17 protein-coding genes and 1 other annotated feature are annotated in these 17,865 nt (G+C 30.7%); of the genes, 2 read left to right on the top strand and 15 right to left on the bottom strand.

Annotated elements, in window-relative coordinates; translation table 11 throughout:
- Window positions 1–19 precede the first annotated feature (19 nt).
- From alaS to glyA, 8 genes are all read right to left on the bottom strand, one after another.
- Window positions 20–2,659: an alanine--tRNA ligase gene (alaS, locus tag M2651_RS05400; protein ID WP_252131324.1), complete on the bottom strand. Its 2,640-nt coding sequence runs from the start codon at window positions 2,657–2,659 to the stop codon at window positions 20–22.
- Between the two features lie 56 nt (window positions 2,660–2,715).
- Window positions 2,716–2,908 (bottom strand) — a binding site (T-box leader).
- A 96-nt stretch (window positions 2,909–3,004) separates the two neighbouring features.
- Complete coding sequence (locus M2651_RS05395) at window positions 3,005–4,018, bottom strand: AI-2E family transporter (RefSeq protein WP_252131323.1); 1,014 nt, start codon at window positions 4,016–4,018, stop codon at window positions 3,005–3,007.
- Complete coding sequence (locus tag M2651_RS05390; protein ID WP_252131322.1) at window positions 4,002–4,511, bottom strand: PRC-barrel domain-containing protein; 510 nt, start codon at window positions 4,509–4,511, stop codon at window positions 4,002–4,004. Before M2651_RS05390 ends, M2651_RS05395 begins: the two co-directional genes overlap by 17 nt.
- A 99-nt stretch (window positions 4,512–4,610) precedes the next feature.
- Window positions 4,611–5,036 carry a Fe-S cluster assembly scaffold protein NifU gene (nifU, locus tag M2651_RS05385; protein ID WP_252131321.1) on the bottom strand — a complete coding sequence of 142 codons (426 nt, stop codon included), beginning with the start codon at window positions 5,034–5,036 and terminating at the stop codon, window positions 4,611–4,613.
- Between the two features lie 3 nt (window positions 5,037–5,039).
- Complete coding sequence (gene nifS / locus M2651_RS05380; RefSeq protein WP_252131320.1) at window positions 5,040–6,224, bottom strand: cysteine desulfurase NifS; 1,185 nt, start codon at window positions 6,222–6,224, stop codon at window positions 5,040–5,042.
- A gap of 13 nt (window positions 6,225–6,237) precedes the next feature.
- Window positions 6,238–6,663: an RrF2 family transcriptional regulator gene (locus M2651_RS05375; protein WP_252131319.1), complete on the bottom strand. Its 426-nt coding sequence runs from the start codon at window positions 6,661–6,663 to the stop codon at window positions 6,238–6,240.
- 122 nt (window positions 6,664–6,785) lie between these two features.
- On the bottom strand, window positions 6,786–7,268 hold the full coding sequence (locus tag M2651_RS05370) for a methylated-DNA--[protein]-cysteine S-methyltransferase (RefSeq protein ID WP_434062138.1): 483 nt from the start codon (window positions 7,266–7,268) through the stop codon (window positions 6,786–6,788).
- Between the two features lie 142 nt (window positions 7,269–7,410).
- Complete coding sequence (gene glyA / locus M2651_RS05365; RefSeq protein ID WP_252131317.1) at window positions 7,411–8,643, bottom strand: serine hydroxymethyltransferase; 1,233 nt, start codon at window positions 8,641–8,643, stop codon at window positions 7,411–7,413.
- A 218-nt stretch (window positions 8,644–8,861) separates the two neighbouring features.
- Between glyA and M2651_RS05360 the strand changes: the two genes are divergently transcribed.
- Both M2651_RS05360 and M2651_RS05355 read left to right on the top strand, forming a co-directional pair.
- The gene (locus tag M2651_RS05360; RefSeq protein WP_252131316.1) at window positions 8,862–9,644 is read left to right on the top strand and encodes a threonine/serine exporter family protein; all 783 of its coding nucleotides are present in this window, start codon (window positions 8,862–8,864) and stop codon (window positions 9,642–9,644) included.
- 1 nt (window position 9,645) lies between these two features.
- Window positions 9,646–10,095: a threonine/serine exporter family protein gene (locus M2651_RS05355; RefSeq protein ID WP_252131315.1), complete on the top strand. Its 450-nt coding sequence runs from the start codon at window positions 9,646–9,648 to the stop codon at window positions 10,093–10,095.
- A gap of 5 nt (window positions 10,096–10,100) precedes the next feature.
- Here M2651_RS05355 and M2651_RS05350 read toward each other — a convergent pair whose 3' ends face one another.
- The 7 genes from M2651_RS05350 to M2651_RS05320 form a co-directional block, all read right to left on the bottom strand.
- A complete protein-coding gene (locus M2651_RS05350) occupies window positions 10,101–10,349 on the bottom strand; it encodes a metal-sensitive transcriptional regulator (protein WP_252131314.1) in 249 nt (82 codons plus the stop codon).
- Between the two features lie 74 nt (window positions 10,350–10,423).
- Entirely contained in the window at window positions 10,424–12,211 is a 1,788-nt protein-coding gene (aspS, locus tag M2651_RS05345; protein WP_252131313.1) for an aspartate--tRNA ligase, read from the bottom strand.
- Between the two features lie 49 nt (window positions 12,212–12,260).
- Window positions 12,261–13,685, bottom strand: a complete 1,425-nt coding sequence (locus tag M2651_RS05340; RefSeq protein ID WP_252131312.1) for a coproporphyrinogen III oxidase — start codon at window positions 13,683–13,685, stop codon at window positions 12,261–12,263.
- 46 nt (window positions 13,686–13,731) lie between these two features.
- Window positions 13,732–14,346 (bottom strand): MBL fold metallo-hydrolase, encoded by a 615-nt coding sequence (locus tag M2651_RS05335; protein WP_252131311.1) that lies wholly within the window; start codon window positions 14,344–14,346, stop codon window positions 13,732–13,734.
- Window positions 14,347–14,360: 14 nt separating this feature from the next.
- Window positions 14,361–14,810, bottom strand: coding sequence for a D-aminoacyl-tRNA deacylase (gene dtd / locus M2651_RS05330; protein WP_252131310.1), 450 nt, complete (start codon window positions 14,808–14,810; stop codon window positions 14,361–14,363).
- Window positions 14,811–14,824: 14 nt separating this feature from the next.
- Complete coding sequence (locus M2651_RS05325) at window positions 14,825–17,017, bottom strand: RelA/SpoT family protein (RefSeq protein ID WP_252131309.1); 2,193 nt, start codon at window positions 17,015–17,017, stop codon at window positions 14,825–14,827.
- A gap of 115 nt (window positions 17,018–17,132) precedes the next feature.
- Entirely contained in the window at window positions 17,133–17,651 is a 519-nt protein-coding gene (locus M2651_RS05320; RefSeq protein WP_252131308.1) for an adenine phosphoribosyltransferase, read from the bottom strand.
- Between the last annotated feature and the right edge of the window lie 214 nt (window positions 17,652–17,865).

The following is a 17,865-nucleotide window of genomic DNA, read 5'->3' as shown; positions in this document are numbered from 1 at the left end:
ATATTTTTAAAAAAGTACACTATTTAACCAAAGATTCCAATATTGCTTCTACACTACCTATAGCTTCATCCAGTTTTTCTACAAGTTTTCCTCCAGCTTGAGCCATGTCAGGCCTTCCACCGCCTCCGCCTCCTGCTATAGCTGCAATTTCTTTAACTATTTTTCCGCAGTGTACTCCTTTGTTTAAAACAGATTTTGAGGCCATTGCTACAAACTGTACCCTGCCTTCAAAACTACTTCCTAAAACAACCACACCATCAGTTATTCTATCCCTTATTTTATCTGCTAAGTTTCTAAGAGAGTCGCTATCAATATCTTTAAGTGAAGCAGCAATAAACTTAATTCCTTTAATCTCTCTTAAGCTATTTAATACTTCTTCTTCAACTGAACCTACAAGCTTTCTTCTTAGCTCTATTATTTCCTTTTCTTTCTCTTTTAACTCAACTAACTCTAAATTTATTTTGTTTATTAAGTCTTTCTCTGAACATCTAAGTGCAGCTGCAGCTTCTTTTAATAAATTATTTTTTTCTTCTATAAAAGATAATGCATTAAACCCAGTAACAGCTTCTATTCTTCTTATACCAGCTGCAACTCCTGATTCTGAAACAATTTTAAATAATCCTATTTCTCCAGAATTTTGTACATGTGTTCCACCACAAAGTTCCTTGCTGAAATCACCTACAGATACTACTCTGACTTCATCTTGATACTTTTCGTCAAACAACGCTACTGCACCACTTTGCTTTGCTTCATCTATAGTCATTACATCTGTTACAACATTATAAACTTTCATTATATTCTCATTTACTATATCTTCTATCTTTTTTAGTTCCTCATAGCTTACTTCACTAAAATGCGTAAAGTCAAATCGTAACCTTAAGCTATCAACATATGAACCTGCTTGATTAACATGATCTCCAAGCACTAGCTTTAAAGCTTTATGAAGGATATGGGTTGCAGTATGATTTTTTCTAATGTTATCTCTTCTATTTTTATCCACTTCTAAAGAAACATTGCAACCTGTTTCAACACTACCTTCTAATACATTGACAAAATGAAGTATTTTACCTGAAACATTCTTCTTACAATCTAAAACCTCTGCCTTAAAATTATGTCCATAAATAATACCTTTATCTCCTACTTGCCCTCCCATTTCAGCATAAAATGGTGTCTCTCTTGTAATGATAATGCCTTTTTCTCCACTATTTAAGGATTTTATAAATTCGTCTTCCTTAATTAAAAGTTCTACAACTGAGTTACAAGCAAGGTTTTGGTATCCTACAAAATCAGTATTTAAATCTACAGATATTTTATCTAAAATGCTTTCTTCACTTCCCATATAATTAGATTGTTCTCTAGCAGCTCTAGCTCGTTCTCTTTGATTTTTCATTTCATGATTAAAGCCTTCTACATCAACTTTAAAACCTTTTTCTTCTAATATTTCCAAGGTAAGTTCTAATGGAAATCCATAAGTATCATACAGCTTAAAGGCATTGCTTCCTGAAAGTGTATTTGTTCCTTTATGCTCAAGCTCACATATAAAATCTTTTAAAATCTGAATACCACTGTCTATAGTTTCTTCAAATCTTTCTTCCTCTAATTTAATAACTTTTTTAATATATTCTCTTTTTTCTTCTAATTCACCATAGGCACCTTTTGAAGCATTTATAACTGTTTCGCATAAATTATATAAAAATGTTTTACTTATACCTAACAATCTTCCATGTCTCGCAGCTCTTCTTAAAATTCTTCTAAGTACATAACCTCTTCCTTCATTAGATGGAAGAACGCCATCACAAATCATAAAAGTCATACTTCTAACATGATCAGTTATTATTCTTATTGAAACATCTTTATTGTAATCTTCTCCATATTTGCTATTTGATATTCTACATACTTCATCTAATATGCTTTTAATAGTATCTACTTCAAAAATGCTGTTTACACCTTGCATTATTGTAGCAATTCTTTCTAATCCCATACCTGTATCTATATTAGGATTAGGAAGCTTGTGATATATTCCTTCTTCGTCTTTATCAAATTGAGTAAATACTAAATTCCAAAACTCAACTATTCTATCTTCTTCTGCAGCTTTTATAAAATCTTCAAGAGTATTTACTTTGCCATTCCCTCTGTCGTAATGTATTTCTGAGCATGGTCCACAAGGTCCTTGACCGATTTCCCAAAAATTATCTTCTTTCCCTAATCTAAAAATACGTGATGGATCAATATCTGTAGATTTGCACCAAATATCATATGCTTCATCATCTTCTAAATAAATTGTTACATAAAGCTTATCCTTCGGTATTTGCAACACTTCTGTTACAAACTCCCAAGCCCAAGGAATAACTTCCTCCTTAAAATAATCTCCAAATGAAAAGTTACCAAGCATTTCAAAAAAAGTTCCATGTCTTGAAGTTTTGCCTACATTATCAATATCTCCTGTTCTTATGCATTTTTGACAGGTAGTAATTCTTTTACTGGGTGGGACTTGAAGTCCTGTAAAATAAGGCTTTAAAGGAGCCATACCTGCATTTATTAAAAGTAAGCTTTTATCACCTTGAGGTATAAGTGAAAAGCTAGATAACCTTAAATGATTTTTACTCTCAAAAAAACTTAAATATGCTTCTCTTACTTCGTTTAAACCCATTTTTTTCATATAAATTCCTCCATATTTATTTTAGTTTAAGTAAAATAAAAAAACTTTCAATTCCCAAAAGGGACGAAAGTTATCCGCGGTACCACCCTAATTATACAATTGTAGAACTTAGATTTACTACAAAATAATTGTATCACTTTAACATATATGACTCCGAGACTGCTTCAAAATATCCACCAAGAAGTTTTCACCACCCACTTCCTCTCTAAATGTACAGATAAATTTACTCCTTCTCATCATAGCCTTCATATATAATTCATAAAAATTATAAGTTAAAATTTTTCACATGTCAATATGTTGTAATGTAACCATAAAGTATTAACTAAATATATGGAAACTATTTTTCTAAAATAAATAGTAATTAAAATCTTCATAGAGTATTTTTATTATAACTCCAATTGGCACTGCTAAAACCATGCCTAAAAATCCGCCTACTTTACTGCCTATCAAAAGAAGTATGATAACTAACAGCGGATGCATATTTATACTGTCCCCTGTAATTTTAGGTGATATAATATCACCCTCTACTTGCTGTATAAAATAAAGACAAACTGCTGTCCATATTGCTGTTTTAACAGAAGACAAAAGCGCCACTAAAATTGCAGGAATTGCTCCAAATAATGGTCCAAAGTATGGAATAATATTAAACAATGCATTTAATAATGATAATAATATTGGAAAATCTACTTTTAAAATTATTAGGACAATAAATGTACATATTCCTATTATAGCACATAGAATAAACTGACTTATAATATATCGCCCCAGCATTTTGTCTATATCTTCTACTATCTTCTTAATTATACATCTGAAATTAGCTGGAAAAAACATAATCATTCTGTTAGCTATAATTTCACTATCTGCTAAAAAATAATATACTAAAATTGGAATAACAGCCAGAGAAAGCATATTTTCTCCTAGGCTGAAGGCTCCTGATAATATTTTGTTAAACAAATCTATAATCATCTTATTTGAATTGGAATATAGTGTATCTAATATTGCGTAAATTGTTTTATTATTGCTAAGTGGTTTTATTTTTAGATATAATCCATCAATAATTGTTTGTATTTTTCCAAAGGTATTACTAATATATAAACTTTCTTTAAAAATAGAAGGTATTATTATAACAAAAGTCCCAAGGAAAAGTACTATAAAAATAACTAATACTAAAACGGCCGATAATTTTCTACTTATACCCTTTTCTACTAGTATTTTTATTAATGGCCTAATTGAATAAGCTATTATAAAAGAGATAAATATTAAATAATACACCTCTTTTAGAATTGGACTTTTAAGCGAAATGTATATAATTGTAAAAAGTATTATAAGTACTAATAAATATCTATATATCTTTTTCATAACATCCAACTTCCGTAAACAATTTATGTGGAACACTCACAAAATCAATATTACTTTTATCTTTATAATACAGCATGTTTTTCTCACCCAATATTAGACTATTTGTAAGCAAAATTTTCTTTCCAGAAATAATATTTTTGATTAATCCAGTAGATACTATAATACCATGAATTTTAAATGTAAACTCATGAAACAATATATCTTCAGTTATTCCTATAACATCTCCATATTTATTTATAATATCCATATCTTTAATGTTTGAAAATTTAAGATATGATTCTTTATTCCATCCTCTTATAACCATTGATTTATTAAAAGATATAATATTTTCTCTGAGTACATTTATGTTTTTTTGAAAAAGCCTGTAGGAAGAAACTACAACTCCATTAACTTCTCCATTGTGAAAATCTATTATTATATCCTTTACAAAACCTATTTTTTTACCGTGTATATCTATAACGTCCATTAAAATAAAATCCTTGCTTCTAAACATTTTTAACCTCAATTAATTCATAGATTTTAAAATATACCTATCTATATATTTTCCCCTAAAATAAAAAAATATAACCCTGTAAAGAGTTATATTTTTTATCTATTCTCCATGAACCTCTTCATGTATATCATTATGTTCTTTGTAATCCCAAGGTTCCAAACCTTTTGAAATTCTGTAATTGTTGATAGCCTTATGAATAGCTTCCTCTGCAAGAACTGAACAGTGCATTTTTACAGGTGGAAGACCATCAAGTGCTTCAGCAACAGCTTTATTTGTAAGCTTCCAAGCCTCTTCAATAGTTTTTCCTTTTATAAGCTCTGTTGCCATACTTGAAGAAGCTATAGCAGAACCACATCCAAAAGTTTTAAATTTTGCATCAACTACTATATTATTTTCTATTTTAAGATACACTTTCATTATGTCTCCACATTTAGCATTTCCAACTTCTCCAACACCATCAGCATCAACAATTTCTCCTACATTTCTTGGATTCATAAAATGATCCATAACTTTCTCGCTATACATTTCTTATTGTTCTCCTTTCTTTAAAAAGTCATCCCAAAGTGGAGACATTTCTCTAAGTCTAAAAACTACTTTTTCTACAGTTTCGATTACATAATCAACCTCTTCTTCTGTATTTTTGTCACCTAAGCTAAGTCTTAAAGATCCATGCGCAATTTCATGCGGAAGCCCAATAGCTAAAAGTACATGAGAAGGATCAAGAGAACCTGATGTACATGCACTACCGCTAGATGCACATATTCCCATACTATCTAAAAGAAGAAGTATAGCTTCACCTTCAATAAATTTAAAACATATATTAACATTTCCAGGAAGCCTTCCTTCCTTATATGGCCCATTTAACCTGGAATATGGTATCTTTAACAGTCCATTTATTAATCTATCTCTAAGTTTTATTAATCGCTCTGCATGTTTTTCCATATCAGCAGTTGCAAGCTCACAAGCTTTACCAAAACCTACTATTCCTGCAACATTTTCTGTTCCAGCTCTTCTTGCTCTTTCCTGTCCTCCACCATGTATCAAATTATCTATTTTTACTCCCCTTCTTATATAGAGAGCGCCAGTACCCTTTGGTCCATATATTTTATGAGCAGCCATTGACATTAAATCAATATTCATATCTTTAACATCTACTGGTATATTCCCAATTGCTTGCACAGCATCTGTATGAAATAATATTTTTCTATCCCTGCAAAGTTTACCGATTTCCTTTATAGGTTGAATAGTTCCGATTTCATTATTCGCAAACATAATTGATATCAAAATAGTCTTATCTGTAATAGCTTTTTTTAAATCTTCTATTTTAACAAAACCATATTCATCAACTGGCAGATATGTAACTTCAAATCCATTTTTCTGCAAGTATTCACATGCATGTAGTATAGCATGATGTTCTATTTTTGTAGTAATAATATGGTTACCTTTATTTTTATTTGCAAAAGCTACTCCTTTTAAAGCCCAATTATCAGCTTCAGAACCTCCACCAGTGAAATATATTTCATTGCTTTCAGCATTTATTGCTTTTGCCACTCTGTCTCTAGCTTTATCAATAGCTTTTTTAGTTTCTCTAGATAATGCATATATAGAAGACGGGTTTCCGAAGTGCTCAGTAAAATAAGGTAGCATTTCTTCCAAAACTTCAGGTTTAACAAAAGTTGTAGCAGCATAATCCATGTATATAGGTTTATTCATGTCCTTTCACTCCTTATTGGTTAGCAGAATTCATATTATTATAATCATCAAGAATATCCTGCAGCGTAGTAGACTTTGTAACGCTATCTATACTATTCTTAATTTTTGCCCACAGCAGTCGTGTAGCACAACAATCTACATTATTGCAGCTAGTTTCTTCTAAACAATTTGAAATTTCAATAGGTCCTTCAAGTATTTCCATAATTTCAGCTATGGTTATATCTTTAGGAGCTTTACTTAGCACATAGCCACCTTGTGCCCCTCTTATACTCTTAATTAAATTTGCTTTTCTTAATGGTGAAAATAACTGCTCAAGATAATATTCTGATATATTTTGTCTTTCAGATATATTTTTGATAGACACAGGAGCTCCTCCATAGTGGATAGCCAAATCTACCATAGCTTTTACACCATAACGTCCTTTTGTAGATAGTTTCATTAAATCACTCCTTCAAGTCGAAGTGTCTGACTATTGATTCAAAAATATAATAGCAAATCCGACTAATTTTGTCAACTATAATAAGAATAAATATACTGATGGATTTATTACTAAGTCTAGTTTTAAACTAAGTTTACTCCTTCTAATCTTAATAGTTTTTTCTTTATATCTATTCTTGTACCAGCATATCCAACCAATCTTTTATCTTTACCAATTACTCTGTGACAAGGAATGATAATAGGCAAAGGATTAGCTCTATTTGCTTGACCTACTGCACGCACTGCTTTTGGGTTTCCAATAGTTTTTGCTATACTGGAATAACTCACAACTTCTCCATAAGGTATGTCTATTAAAGCCTCCCATACTTTTTTACGAAATTCTGTACCTTCAATAGAAAGTTTTAAATGAAAATACTTTCTTTTTCCTGAAAAATATTCATCTAATTGTTTTATAACTTCAAAACAGGCATTATAGTCTCTTTTTATAGATTTATCTACAATAAATTTCAACCAATTCTCTTTTATAAGTTCTATTCTATTAACTCCAGCTGCATCCACAACTACAAATATTTCACCTAAAGGTGAGTTGTAACTATCATAATAAATCAATACAAATTCCTCCATATTAATTTTAGATATTAACTTTTTGAATTATATCCTTTCAACATGTTTTTCATACAAAGACTATTACCTTAAATCATTTCCCAGGAAATTACATATATACAAGGAATATGCTATCATCATAAAATTAATATATTGGGAATTTAATACAAATTTCATTTACTCTTTTCTTTACTTCTTCAATATTTATACCTCTATTTTCAATAACATAATTGATAAGGTACGCTATCTCCTTCATCTCTTCTTCTTTAAATCCCCTTGTAGTAACGGCTGCAGTACCTATTCTTATTCCGCTTGTAATAAAAGGACTTTGAGTTTCAAAAGGTATAGTATTTTTATTTACTGTTATCCTTGCTTCATCTAATAATTTTTCTGCTTCTTTTCCAGTTATATTTTTATTTGTTAAGTCTAACAATAAAAGATGATTATCAGTACCTCCAGATACTAGTCTAAAGCCATAATTTTTAAGTTCTTCTCCAAGAACCTTTGCATTTATGATAACCTGATTTATGTAAGATTTAAATTCTTCCTTGGAAGCTTCCTCAAAACATACAGCTTTTGCAGCAATAATATGCATAAGAGGTCCTCCTTGCATGCCTGGGAAAATAGCTTTATCTACATCCTTTGCATATTTTTCTCTACAAAGAATAGCCCCTCCTCTTGGTCCCCTTAATGTTTTATGAGTTGTAGTTGTAACGAAATCCGCATATGGAACTGGCGAAGGATGAATTCCTGTAGCTACGAGACCAGCTATATGAGCCATATCTACCATAAAATAAGCTCCTACTTCATCACATATTTCCCTAAACTTTTTAAAATCTATAACTCTTGGGTAAGCACTTGCACCAGCTACAATCATTTTAGGCCTGTATTCAAGAGCTTGTTTTCTTACTTCTTCGTAATCAATCTGTTCAGAATCTTTATTTACACCATAAGAAATAAAATTGAAAAGTTTTCCTGAGAAATTTACAGGACTTCCATGAGTTAGATGCCCACCATGACTTAAATTCATACCTAAGACAGTATCACCAGGGTTTAAAACTGCAAAATATACAGCCATATTAGCCTGTGAACCTGAATGTGGCTGAACATTTGCGTGCTCTGCCTTAAATAATTTTTTCATTCTTTCTCTTGCTAAATTTTCTATTTCATCAACTATTTCACAACCGCCGTAATACCTTTTGCCTGGATAACCTTCCGCATATTTATTTGTTAATTGAGAACCCATTGCCTCCATTACTGCTTTACTAGTAAAGTTTTCAGAAGCTATAAGCTCTATATTGTTTTCCTGCCTTTCTATCTCCGACTGCATAATACTAAATACTGCATTATCCACATTTTTAAGATTTTCAAAGTTCATATAAATCACTCCTTTGTTTAATATTATATTTAATATTTTATTTAAATAAATTATAAAACTGATTTTGACAATATTCAATGAAAAAAGTAAAATTTCATTATTGTCGCAATTTTCCGATATATTCTAATAAAAAATTTTTATGCTATAATTATTTAGTATTATTAGTTTTTCTTGAATTAATTTATTAAATTATACAAACTTATTAAAAGGTGGTACTCATGAATATCAACAATGTAATAAACTTGGCATCCAAAGCTGGACAAATAATACTAGAAAGCGGCGGAGAAACTTATAGGGTAGAAGAAACTATAATAAGAATTTGCAATGCTTACGGACTAGTTAGTGCAGAGAGTTTCGTAACTCCTACGGTAATCATGATATCCGCTACAGATATTAATGGTCGTATTATTTCTCACGTTAAAAGAATAAAAACTCGAACTGTGGACTTGGAGAAAATATCTAGAGTAAATGATTTATCAAGAAATATATGCCCTTCTAATCTTTCAGTAGATTTCGTAAATGAAGAGCTTAGAAAAATATCAGAGACACCAAGATATGGAATAAAAACCACTCTATTTTTTTCTGCCGTAGGTGCTTCTTTCTTCACCTTGCTATTTGGTGGAGATTTAAATGACTTTATAGTTTCCTTTTTTATAGGAATAATTATAAAATGGTTATCAATATTGCTTAATAACATTAATATTAATGAATTTTTTACAAATGCTCTTGGAGGAGCAATAGCTGCTATTTTAGCATTAGTATCAGTAGAATTACACTTAGCCACTAATGTGGATAAAATAATAATAGGTTCTATAATGCTCCTTGTTCCTGGTCTTGCAATAACAAATGCTATTCGTGATACAATTGCAGGAGATTTAATAGCAGGTGTATCACGAGGAATAGAAGCATTTTTAATTGCTATAGCTATTGCAGTTGGTTCTGGTATTATATTGAAAATTTGGTTTGATTATTTTGGAATTTTAATTGGGGGTATTTTATAATATGTTACTAAAATCCTTATACTCTTTTCTTGCTACTTTATCCTTTGGAGTATTATTTAATATAAAAGGTAAAAATTTATTGTTTGCCTCCCTAGGTGGAAGCCTGACTTGGTATATTTACTTAGCTGTATTAAATTATTCAAACTATAACCTCTTTGCTTTATTTGCCTCTTCACTATTTGCTGGAATATATTCTGAAATTTTTGCTCGTATTTTAAAATCTCCAGTTACAACATTTTCCGTATGCTCAATAATTACCCTTGTTCCTGGTGGAGGCATGTATTATACTATGCTTCAGTCAGTTCAAGGAAATATAAATATGTTTTTAAGCACAGGATTAGACACTATTTCTAGTGCAGGTGCTATAGCAGTAGGTATATTATTAGCATCTTCCATTACAAAAGTAATAGTTTTTATACATAGAATCAGAAAAACTTCTAGACAAAACTAGAAGTTTTATTTAATAAACATTAAAAGTGCTTCCATTAATCCATCTAGCTTACCATTTCCTTCACTACATCCAATGCAATCCTTTGCGTAATTCTCTAAAACTATGCCCCCTACTTTGTTAAGTGCAGCTCTTATTGCAGCTATTTGTATAAGTACATCTTTGCAATTGGCACCTGTTTCAATCATCTTCTCTATTCCCTTAACCTGTCCTTCTATTCTTCTTAATCTATTTTGCACATCTTTTCGTATTTCCATATCTTCACCCCGAAACAAATATTTTATTATTAAAATATAACTGCGCTCATAAAGAGCACAGCTATATAAAGCCGCTATTGTTCTGTGGCTGTTTTTATTGAAATACCTAATTCACCTAACTGGTTACTATCCACTATATTTGGTGCTTCAGTCATTGGGTCAAAAGCATTTTGATTTTTAGGAAAGGCTATAACATCTTTAATATTATCGGTACCGCTTAAGAACATAACTAATCTGTCAAAACCAAACGCTAAACCTCCATGTGGCGGTGGCCCATACTTAAATGCTTCAAGTAAAAACCCAAATCTTTCCCAAGCCTTCTCTTTTGTAAAGCCAAGTACCTTAAACATTTTTTCCTGAAGCTTAGAATCATGTATTCTTATACTTCCCCCGCCTAATTCTTCTCCATTAAGAACTATATCATAGGCCTTAGCTCTTACTTTTAACGGATCAGTATCAAGATATTGTATATCTTCATCCATTGGTGAAGTGAACGGATGATGTTCTGCTACATATCTCTTTTCTTCCTCGTCATAAGAAACTAAAGGAAACTCAGTAATCCAAACAAAATTAAATTCATTGCTGTCTTTTACAAGTTCTAGCTTCTTAGCAAGTTCAAGTCTTAATGCACCTAATGCTTGAAGTGTAATTTTATTAGTATCTGAAAGAATTAAAATTAAATCACCTTCTTTTACTTTCATTTTTTCCAAGATTTCTTTTAATTCCTCATCTTTCAAAAACTTAGTTATTGGAGATTTGATGCCCTCTTCTTTACATGCTATCCAAGCAAGTCCCTTGGCCTTATATCCTTTCACAAATTCTGTAAGTCTATCTAAGTCTTTTCTCCCCATATTAGCACAGTTATCTACTTTAATTGCTCTAACACTTCCACCATTTGAAAGAGCATCATTAAACACTTTAAATTCACTGTTTTTTAATATTTCACTTAAATCTACTATCTCCATTCCAAATCTAAGGTCCGGCTTATCGGAACCATATTTTTCCATAGCCTCTCTATAAGGCATTCTTTTAATTGGAGTTTCAACATCCACGTTTAATACTTCTTTAAATACTTTTTTTATAAGTCCTTCATTCATAGCAATAACATCATCTTGTTCAACAAAGCTCATTTCTATATCGACTTGAGTAAATTCAGGCTGTCTATTGGCTCTTAAATCCTCATCTCTAAAGCATTTTACTATCTGAAAGTATCTGTCAAAGCCTGACACCATTAATAATTGCTTAAATAACTGTGGAGATTGCGGAAGTGCATAAAACATTCCTGGATAATTTCTACTAGGTACAAGATAGTCTCTAGCTCCTTCTGGAGTACTTTTTGTAAGCGTAGGAGTCTCAATTTCTAAAAACCCATTATCATTAAAATAATCTCTAATAGCTTTTGCTGCTTTATGTCTTATCATTAATATTTTTTGCATGTCTGATCTTCTAAGATCTAAATATCTATACTTCATTCTTATATTTTCAGATGCATCTAAGTTTTCTTTTATATAAATAGGCGGTGTTTCAGACTCAGAAAATATTTTTATGTTGCTACCTTTAAGTTCAACCATTCCAGTAGGCAAATTCTCATTTGGAGATTCCCTTTCTACTATTTCACCTGTTACTGCAATACAATATTCCGACTTTAGTGTATCTGCTTTCTTAAAAGCTTCTTTGTTTATTTCTTCTCCAAATACAACCTGTAAAATTCCTGTTCTATCTCTTAAATCAACAAATATTAAACCTCCAAGATTTCTTTTTCTTTGAACCCATCCCATAACAGTAACTGTATTTCCTATATGAGATTTTCTCAATTCACCACACATAATAGTTCTCTTAAGCCCTGATAATGCTTCTCCCATTTTAATTCCTCCCTCTACACTTTACTCTAAAATTATCTTCTATGTTGTATTAATACAAAATGTTTAGAAGCTGTAATTTTTTTTCTATCATTTCGTCAATTCTATTAATATATTCTCTTACATCTTTAACATTTCCAAATCTTTCTATTCTATTTTCCTCTAAAAAAACTACTTTAGATACTGCATCTGCACCTACAGCTATTATTGTCTGTTTTTCTTCAATCATCTGTATATTATAAATCCCCTCTTTAAAAGGTTTTGCGTATCCTACATTTTCCATGTTACCAAACATATTTTTTTGCCTGTACATATAATAAGGTTTCATATCCAAATCTTTTGCTAATTGGAAGGTTCTTTCATACATTGAATTCATTTCCTCTTGCAAAAGATTTCCCAAATTTCTGTTATTTACGATATTTTCATGCAGTTTTGAAGCTCTCTTAATTGACAGTCCATGTACTGTAACACTATCTGGATTAAGTTTAAAAATACTTTCACAAGTATTTTCTATATCCTTAATCCCTTCTCCCAATAGTCCAACTATTATATCCATATTTATATTATTAAAGCCAAGGCTTCTTGCTTGATTAAACTTTTCAATAACTTCCTTAGAACAGTGATTTCTTCCAATTCTTTTTAAGGTTTCATCATTCATGGTTTGAGGATTTATACTAATTCTATTTACATTATAATTTCTCATAGTAAGAAACTTATTTTCAGATAAACTATCCGGTCTTCCACATTCTACCGTAAACTCCTCCACTCCCATTTCTAACACAAGATTATCAAAAATGCACTTCATAATATAATCAAAACATTTATCATCTACAGAAGTAGGAGTACCTCCTCCAAAATAAACGCACTGAACTTTTAGTTTTTTTTCTTTAATAAATCTGCTTATACTCCTTATTTCTTTCTCAAGTGCTTGTAAGTATGGATTAACTAAATTTATGCAGCTTGCTATAGGATTTGAGGCAAAAGAACAATAAAGACATCTTGTTGGACAAAAAGGCATTCCTATATATATACTTATAACATGTGAATCCTTATTTATAAATTTTTTTTCAAGAAGAGCTACATCATAACATAATTTAGCCTTATCTCTTCTCGTATTAAAACAATTATTATAATATTGTATAATTTCTTCTTCAGTCTTACCTTTTTCTAATAATCCCAAAGCAATTTTACTTGGTCTTATACCAATTAATGTTCCCCAAGGCAAATCTTTCCCTGTTTTGGATTTCAAAAATTTAAAAACTGCAAGCTTGATATTTTCTTTAGTTTTAATTTCAGCCCTCTTTATAAACTCCAATCTAAAATTGTCATCTGAAACCTCAATAATATTTCCTTTATCTGAAATACTAAAATCTGCGTCTTCTTCAACAAAACCAATATTTTCTAAATTATAAAAAAGATTAAAAATTTGATAAACATCATATCTAAATTTAAGATTATCTAAATGTATTTTTATCATATTTTCTCCTTAGTAATAAGTGAAAAAATTAAAATATACTTTAATTTTAAATAAATGGGTTATTTTCTCTTTCATATTTGATAGTAGTTTGTGGTCCATGGCCTGGAAAAACATTTATATCCTCATCTAAGACTAACAACTTGTTTTTTATACTATTTATTAATGTAAAAAAATCTCCACCAATTAAATCAGTTCTTCCAATAGATCGTAAAAACAAAGTATCACCTGTAAATATCTTATCTTCAACAAGATAACAAACCCCTCCAAGAGTATGGCCAGGAGTCTCTATTGCTTTTATTACCAGGTTTCCTACTTTAAATATGCTTTCTTCTGTTACATCAGTATTTAATATTACAGTCTCTCCTTTATATTTCAAAGGACCAAACATAAATTCCCCACTATTTATAAAATCACCATCATTTTTATGTATATGTGCAGAAACTTTAAATCTCTCTTTAAGTTGACCGACAGCACCAGTATGATCTGCGTGTCCGTGGGTTAACAGTATTAATTTTACATTTACTTGCAATTCATCAATATATTTTATTAATTCTTCTCCATCTCCACCCGGATCTATTACTGCACATTCCTTTGTAGACTCATCAATTAAAATATAACAGTTAGCTGCATAACTCCCAACAGGTATTCTTTTAACTTGCATAATCACACCTCAAATTAAAATATTCTCTTACTATCTAGAATAATGGTTACTGGACCATCATTTTCTATAAAAACATTCATATTGGCTCCAAAGATACCAGTTTCAACCTTACTTAATATTTTTTTGCACTCATTAACAAATTCACTATAAAGTTGTTCTGCCTGTATTCCAGAAAGTGCTTCCATAAAATTTGGTCTTCTACCTTTTCTACAATCTCCATACAAAGTAAATTGGGAAACCACAAGCAGTTCCCCACCTACTTCTAAAAGAGACTTATTAAGTTTTCCAGCTTCATCTTCAAATATTCTTAAATTTAATATTTTATCTTTTAAGTATTGTATATCTTGTAAAGTATCGCTTTTTGATATACCAAGAAGCACATTTATACCTTTACCGATACTTCCTGTTACATTTCCATCAACAACTACCTTTGAGGATTTTACTCTTTGAACTACAGCCCTCAATTTAATCACTCCTGTTAAGACTTTGTCCTGTATATCTCCATCACACCTTGAAGCTTCTTTACTTTTTTCATTAAGTCCTTTAAATGTTCTATATCAGAAATTTTTAACTTAATATTAATTACAGCTATATTATTCTTAATTGTCTTAGCATTTACAGCACATAAATGAGTTTTTGCCTCAATAATAAGTTCCATAATTTCCGCTAAAAGACCTTCTCTATCTTCAGCTCTTACTTGTATTTCAGTAATATAATCTGTTCCTTTAGCTGTTCCCCAACTTACATCTACAATTTTATTTTCAGTATCTTGAAGCAAAACAGCAACATTTTTACAATCCTGCCTGTGTATAGATACTCCTCTTCCTTTAGTTATATAACCAATAATCTCATCACCTGGCACTGGATTACAGCATTTTGCAAATCTCACTAAAATATTGCTTATACCTTTTACTATCACACCTGGATTATTATTTTTGCTTCCCCTGACGTTATCAGAGTTTTTAGCTATTGTCTTATTTATCTGCTCTTCCAAAACTTTATTGTTTTGAGGTTCTATCTTGTTCCCCTTTAAATAACCGTCTTTGAGTTTAGATACAACCGTTGAAGCCATTATATCTCCAACAGCAACTGAAGCAAATATATCCTCCAAACTATTCATATTGTAACGCTTTAAAAGCTGTTCAACAGCTTCTCCCTTTGCTATTTCCCCAAAGTTATATCCTTGCTTCTTAGTTTCTTTTTCTAATAAGTCTCTGCCTTTTATTATGTTTTCTTCTTTTTTAGCCCTCTTAAACCAAGCTCTTATTTTACTTTTTGCTTGATTACTTTTAGCTATATTCAACCAATCAATGCTAGGACCTTTAGCAACAGAAGAAGTAACAATTTCTACAATTTCACCTGTTTTTAAATTATAATCAAGTGGAACCATTCGCCCGTTAACCTTAGCTCCAATACATCTGTTTCCTATATCCGTATGGATACGATAAGCAAAATCAATAGGAGTTGCTTCACTTGGAAGATTTATAACCGAACCTTTAGGTGTAAAAACATAAACCTCATCTGAAAAAAGATCAATCTTAAATCCTTCCATAAATTCTTCCGCATCAGAAGTATCTCTTTGCCATTCTAGTATTTCTCTAAGCCATGATAACTTAGAATCAAGTGTTCCGTCTGCTCCAGAAGCTCCTTCTTTATATTTCCAATGAGCCGCTATACCATATTCAGCAGTTTTATGCATTTCAAAAGTTCTAATCTGTATTTCGAAAGGTTTTCCTTGCAGCCCTATTACTGTAGAGTGAAGAGATTGATACATATTTGGCTTTGGCATAGCTATATAATCTTTAAATCTGCCAGGTATAGGTTTATACATAGTATGAACTATACCTAATGCTGCATAGCAGTCTCTAACACTATTTACTAGTATTCTTATTGCTGTTAAATCAAAGATTTGATCAATAGATTTATTCTTGTTAACCATTTTTCTATATATACTATAAAAGTGTTTAGGTCTGCCTTCAATATCTGAAGTTATACCAGCCTTTAACAAGTTTTCACTTAATTCTTTTGTTATTTCTGCAATATTTGCTTCTCGTTCTACTCTCTTTTCAGCAATTTTTTGAACTAAATCATAATATTCATTTGGTTTAGTATATCTAAAAGCTAAATCTTCTAGCTCCCATTTTATCTTTGAGATACCTAATCTATGAGCCAAAGGTGCATAAATATCAAAGGTCTCCTTTGCGGTTTGTTTTTGCTTTTCAACAGGTCTGTATTTAAGAGTCCTCATATTATGAAGCCTGTCAGCAAGCTTTATAAGAATTACTCTTACGTCTTTCGCCATAGCAAGCAGCATTTTTCTTACATTTTCAGCCTGCTGTTCTTCCTTAGTTTTAAACTGAATTTTGTCTAATTTCGTTACTCCCTGAACTAAATCCGCAACTTCCGCATTAAATTCTCTAACTATATCTTCATAAGTATAAGGAGTATCTTCTATTACATCATGGAGTAATCCCGCTGCTATTGTATTTGTGTCTAAACCCATATCTGCTATAATACAGGAAACCTCTACAGGATGAATTATGTAAGGTTCTCCTGATTCTCTTTTTTGATCCTTATGTGCATCAAATGCTAAATTATAGGCCTTTGTTATAAATTCTTTATTAACATTATTACAATTTTTATCAATTTTATCCATTAACTTGGTAAGCATTTGGGCTACTCTCCTAAAATCAAAGGCTGGTTGATTAAACCAGCCGTTATTTTTTATAAATATTATATAATATCATGTAGAATTTTGCAATTTAAAATTTAGACGTATTATAAAACTAAATATCGTATTGTACAAGTGACATTATATCATAACCTTGTAATTTTTCTCTTCCTTTCAATTCTGTTAGTTCAATGACAAAATTCATTGATACAACTTCTCCGCCTATCTTCTCAACTAATTTTGCAACTGAAGCTATAGTTCCTCCTGTTGCCAATAAATCATCAACAATTGCAATTCTCTGGCCAGGCAAAATAGCATCCTTGTGAATTTCTAATTCATCACTACCATACTCAAGATCGTAACTAACCCCTATAGTGTGAAAAGGTAATTTCCCTTTTTTTCTAACTGGTACAAAACCTGCTCCTAATGCATAAGCTACCGGAGCACCAAATAAAAAACCTCTCGCCTCGGGCCCTACTATCAAATCAATTTTTTTATTTTTTAAATCTTCAGCTATTGCATCTACTGTATATTTAAGCACGTCTTTATCTTGAAGCAGTGTAGTTACATCTTTAAAACTTATTCCTTGCTTTGGAAAATCTTCAATAATTCTTATTTTTTCTTTTAAGTTCAATTCTGTTTCCCCCTTAATTTTGTATTATTAGTATATTCAAAATACATAGGTAGTTATAATTGTGTTAAACGAACAATATGCACTTTAGTAATATTTATATCCGTTATTTTTAGAAACACTATTATATTATATATTAATTATTCGCATATGTTCAAGTTTTTATAACAACTTTTAATAAAAAACCTCGGAAACATTCCAAGGTTTGAAATATTCC

It is taken from the genome of Clostridium caldaquaticum (assembly GCF_023806125.1).
Lineage (GTDB): Bacteria > Bacillota > Clostridia > Clostridiales > Clostridiaceae > Clostridium_AT > Clostridium_AT caldaquaticum.
Note: the sequence above shows the minus strand (reverse complement) of the source record. Positions and strands in the feature narration are given on the sequence as shown.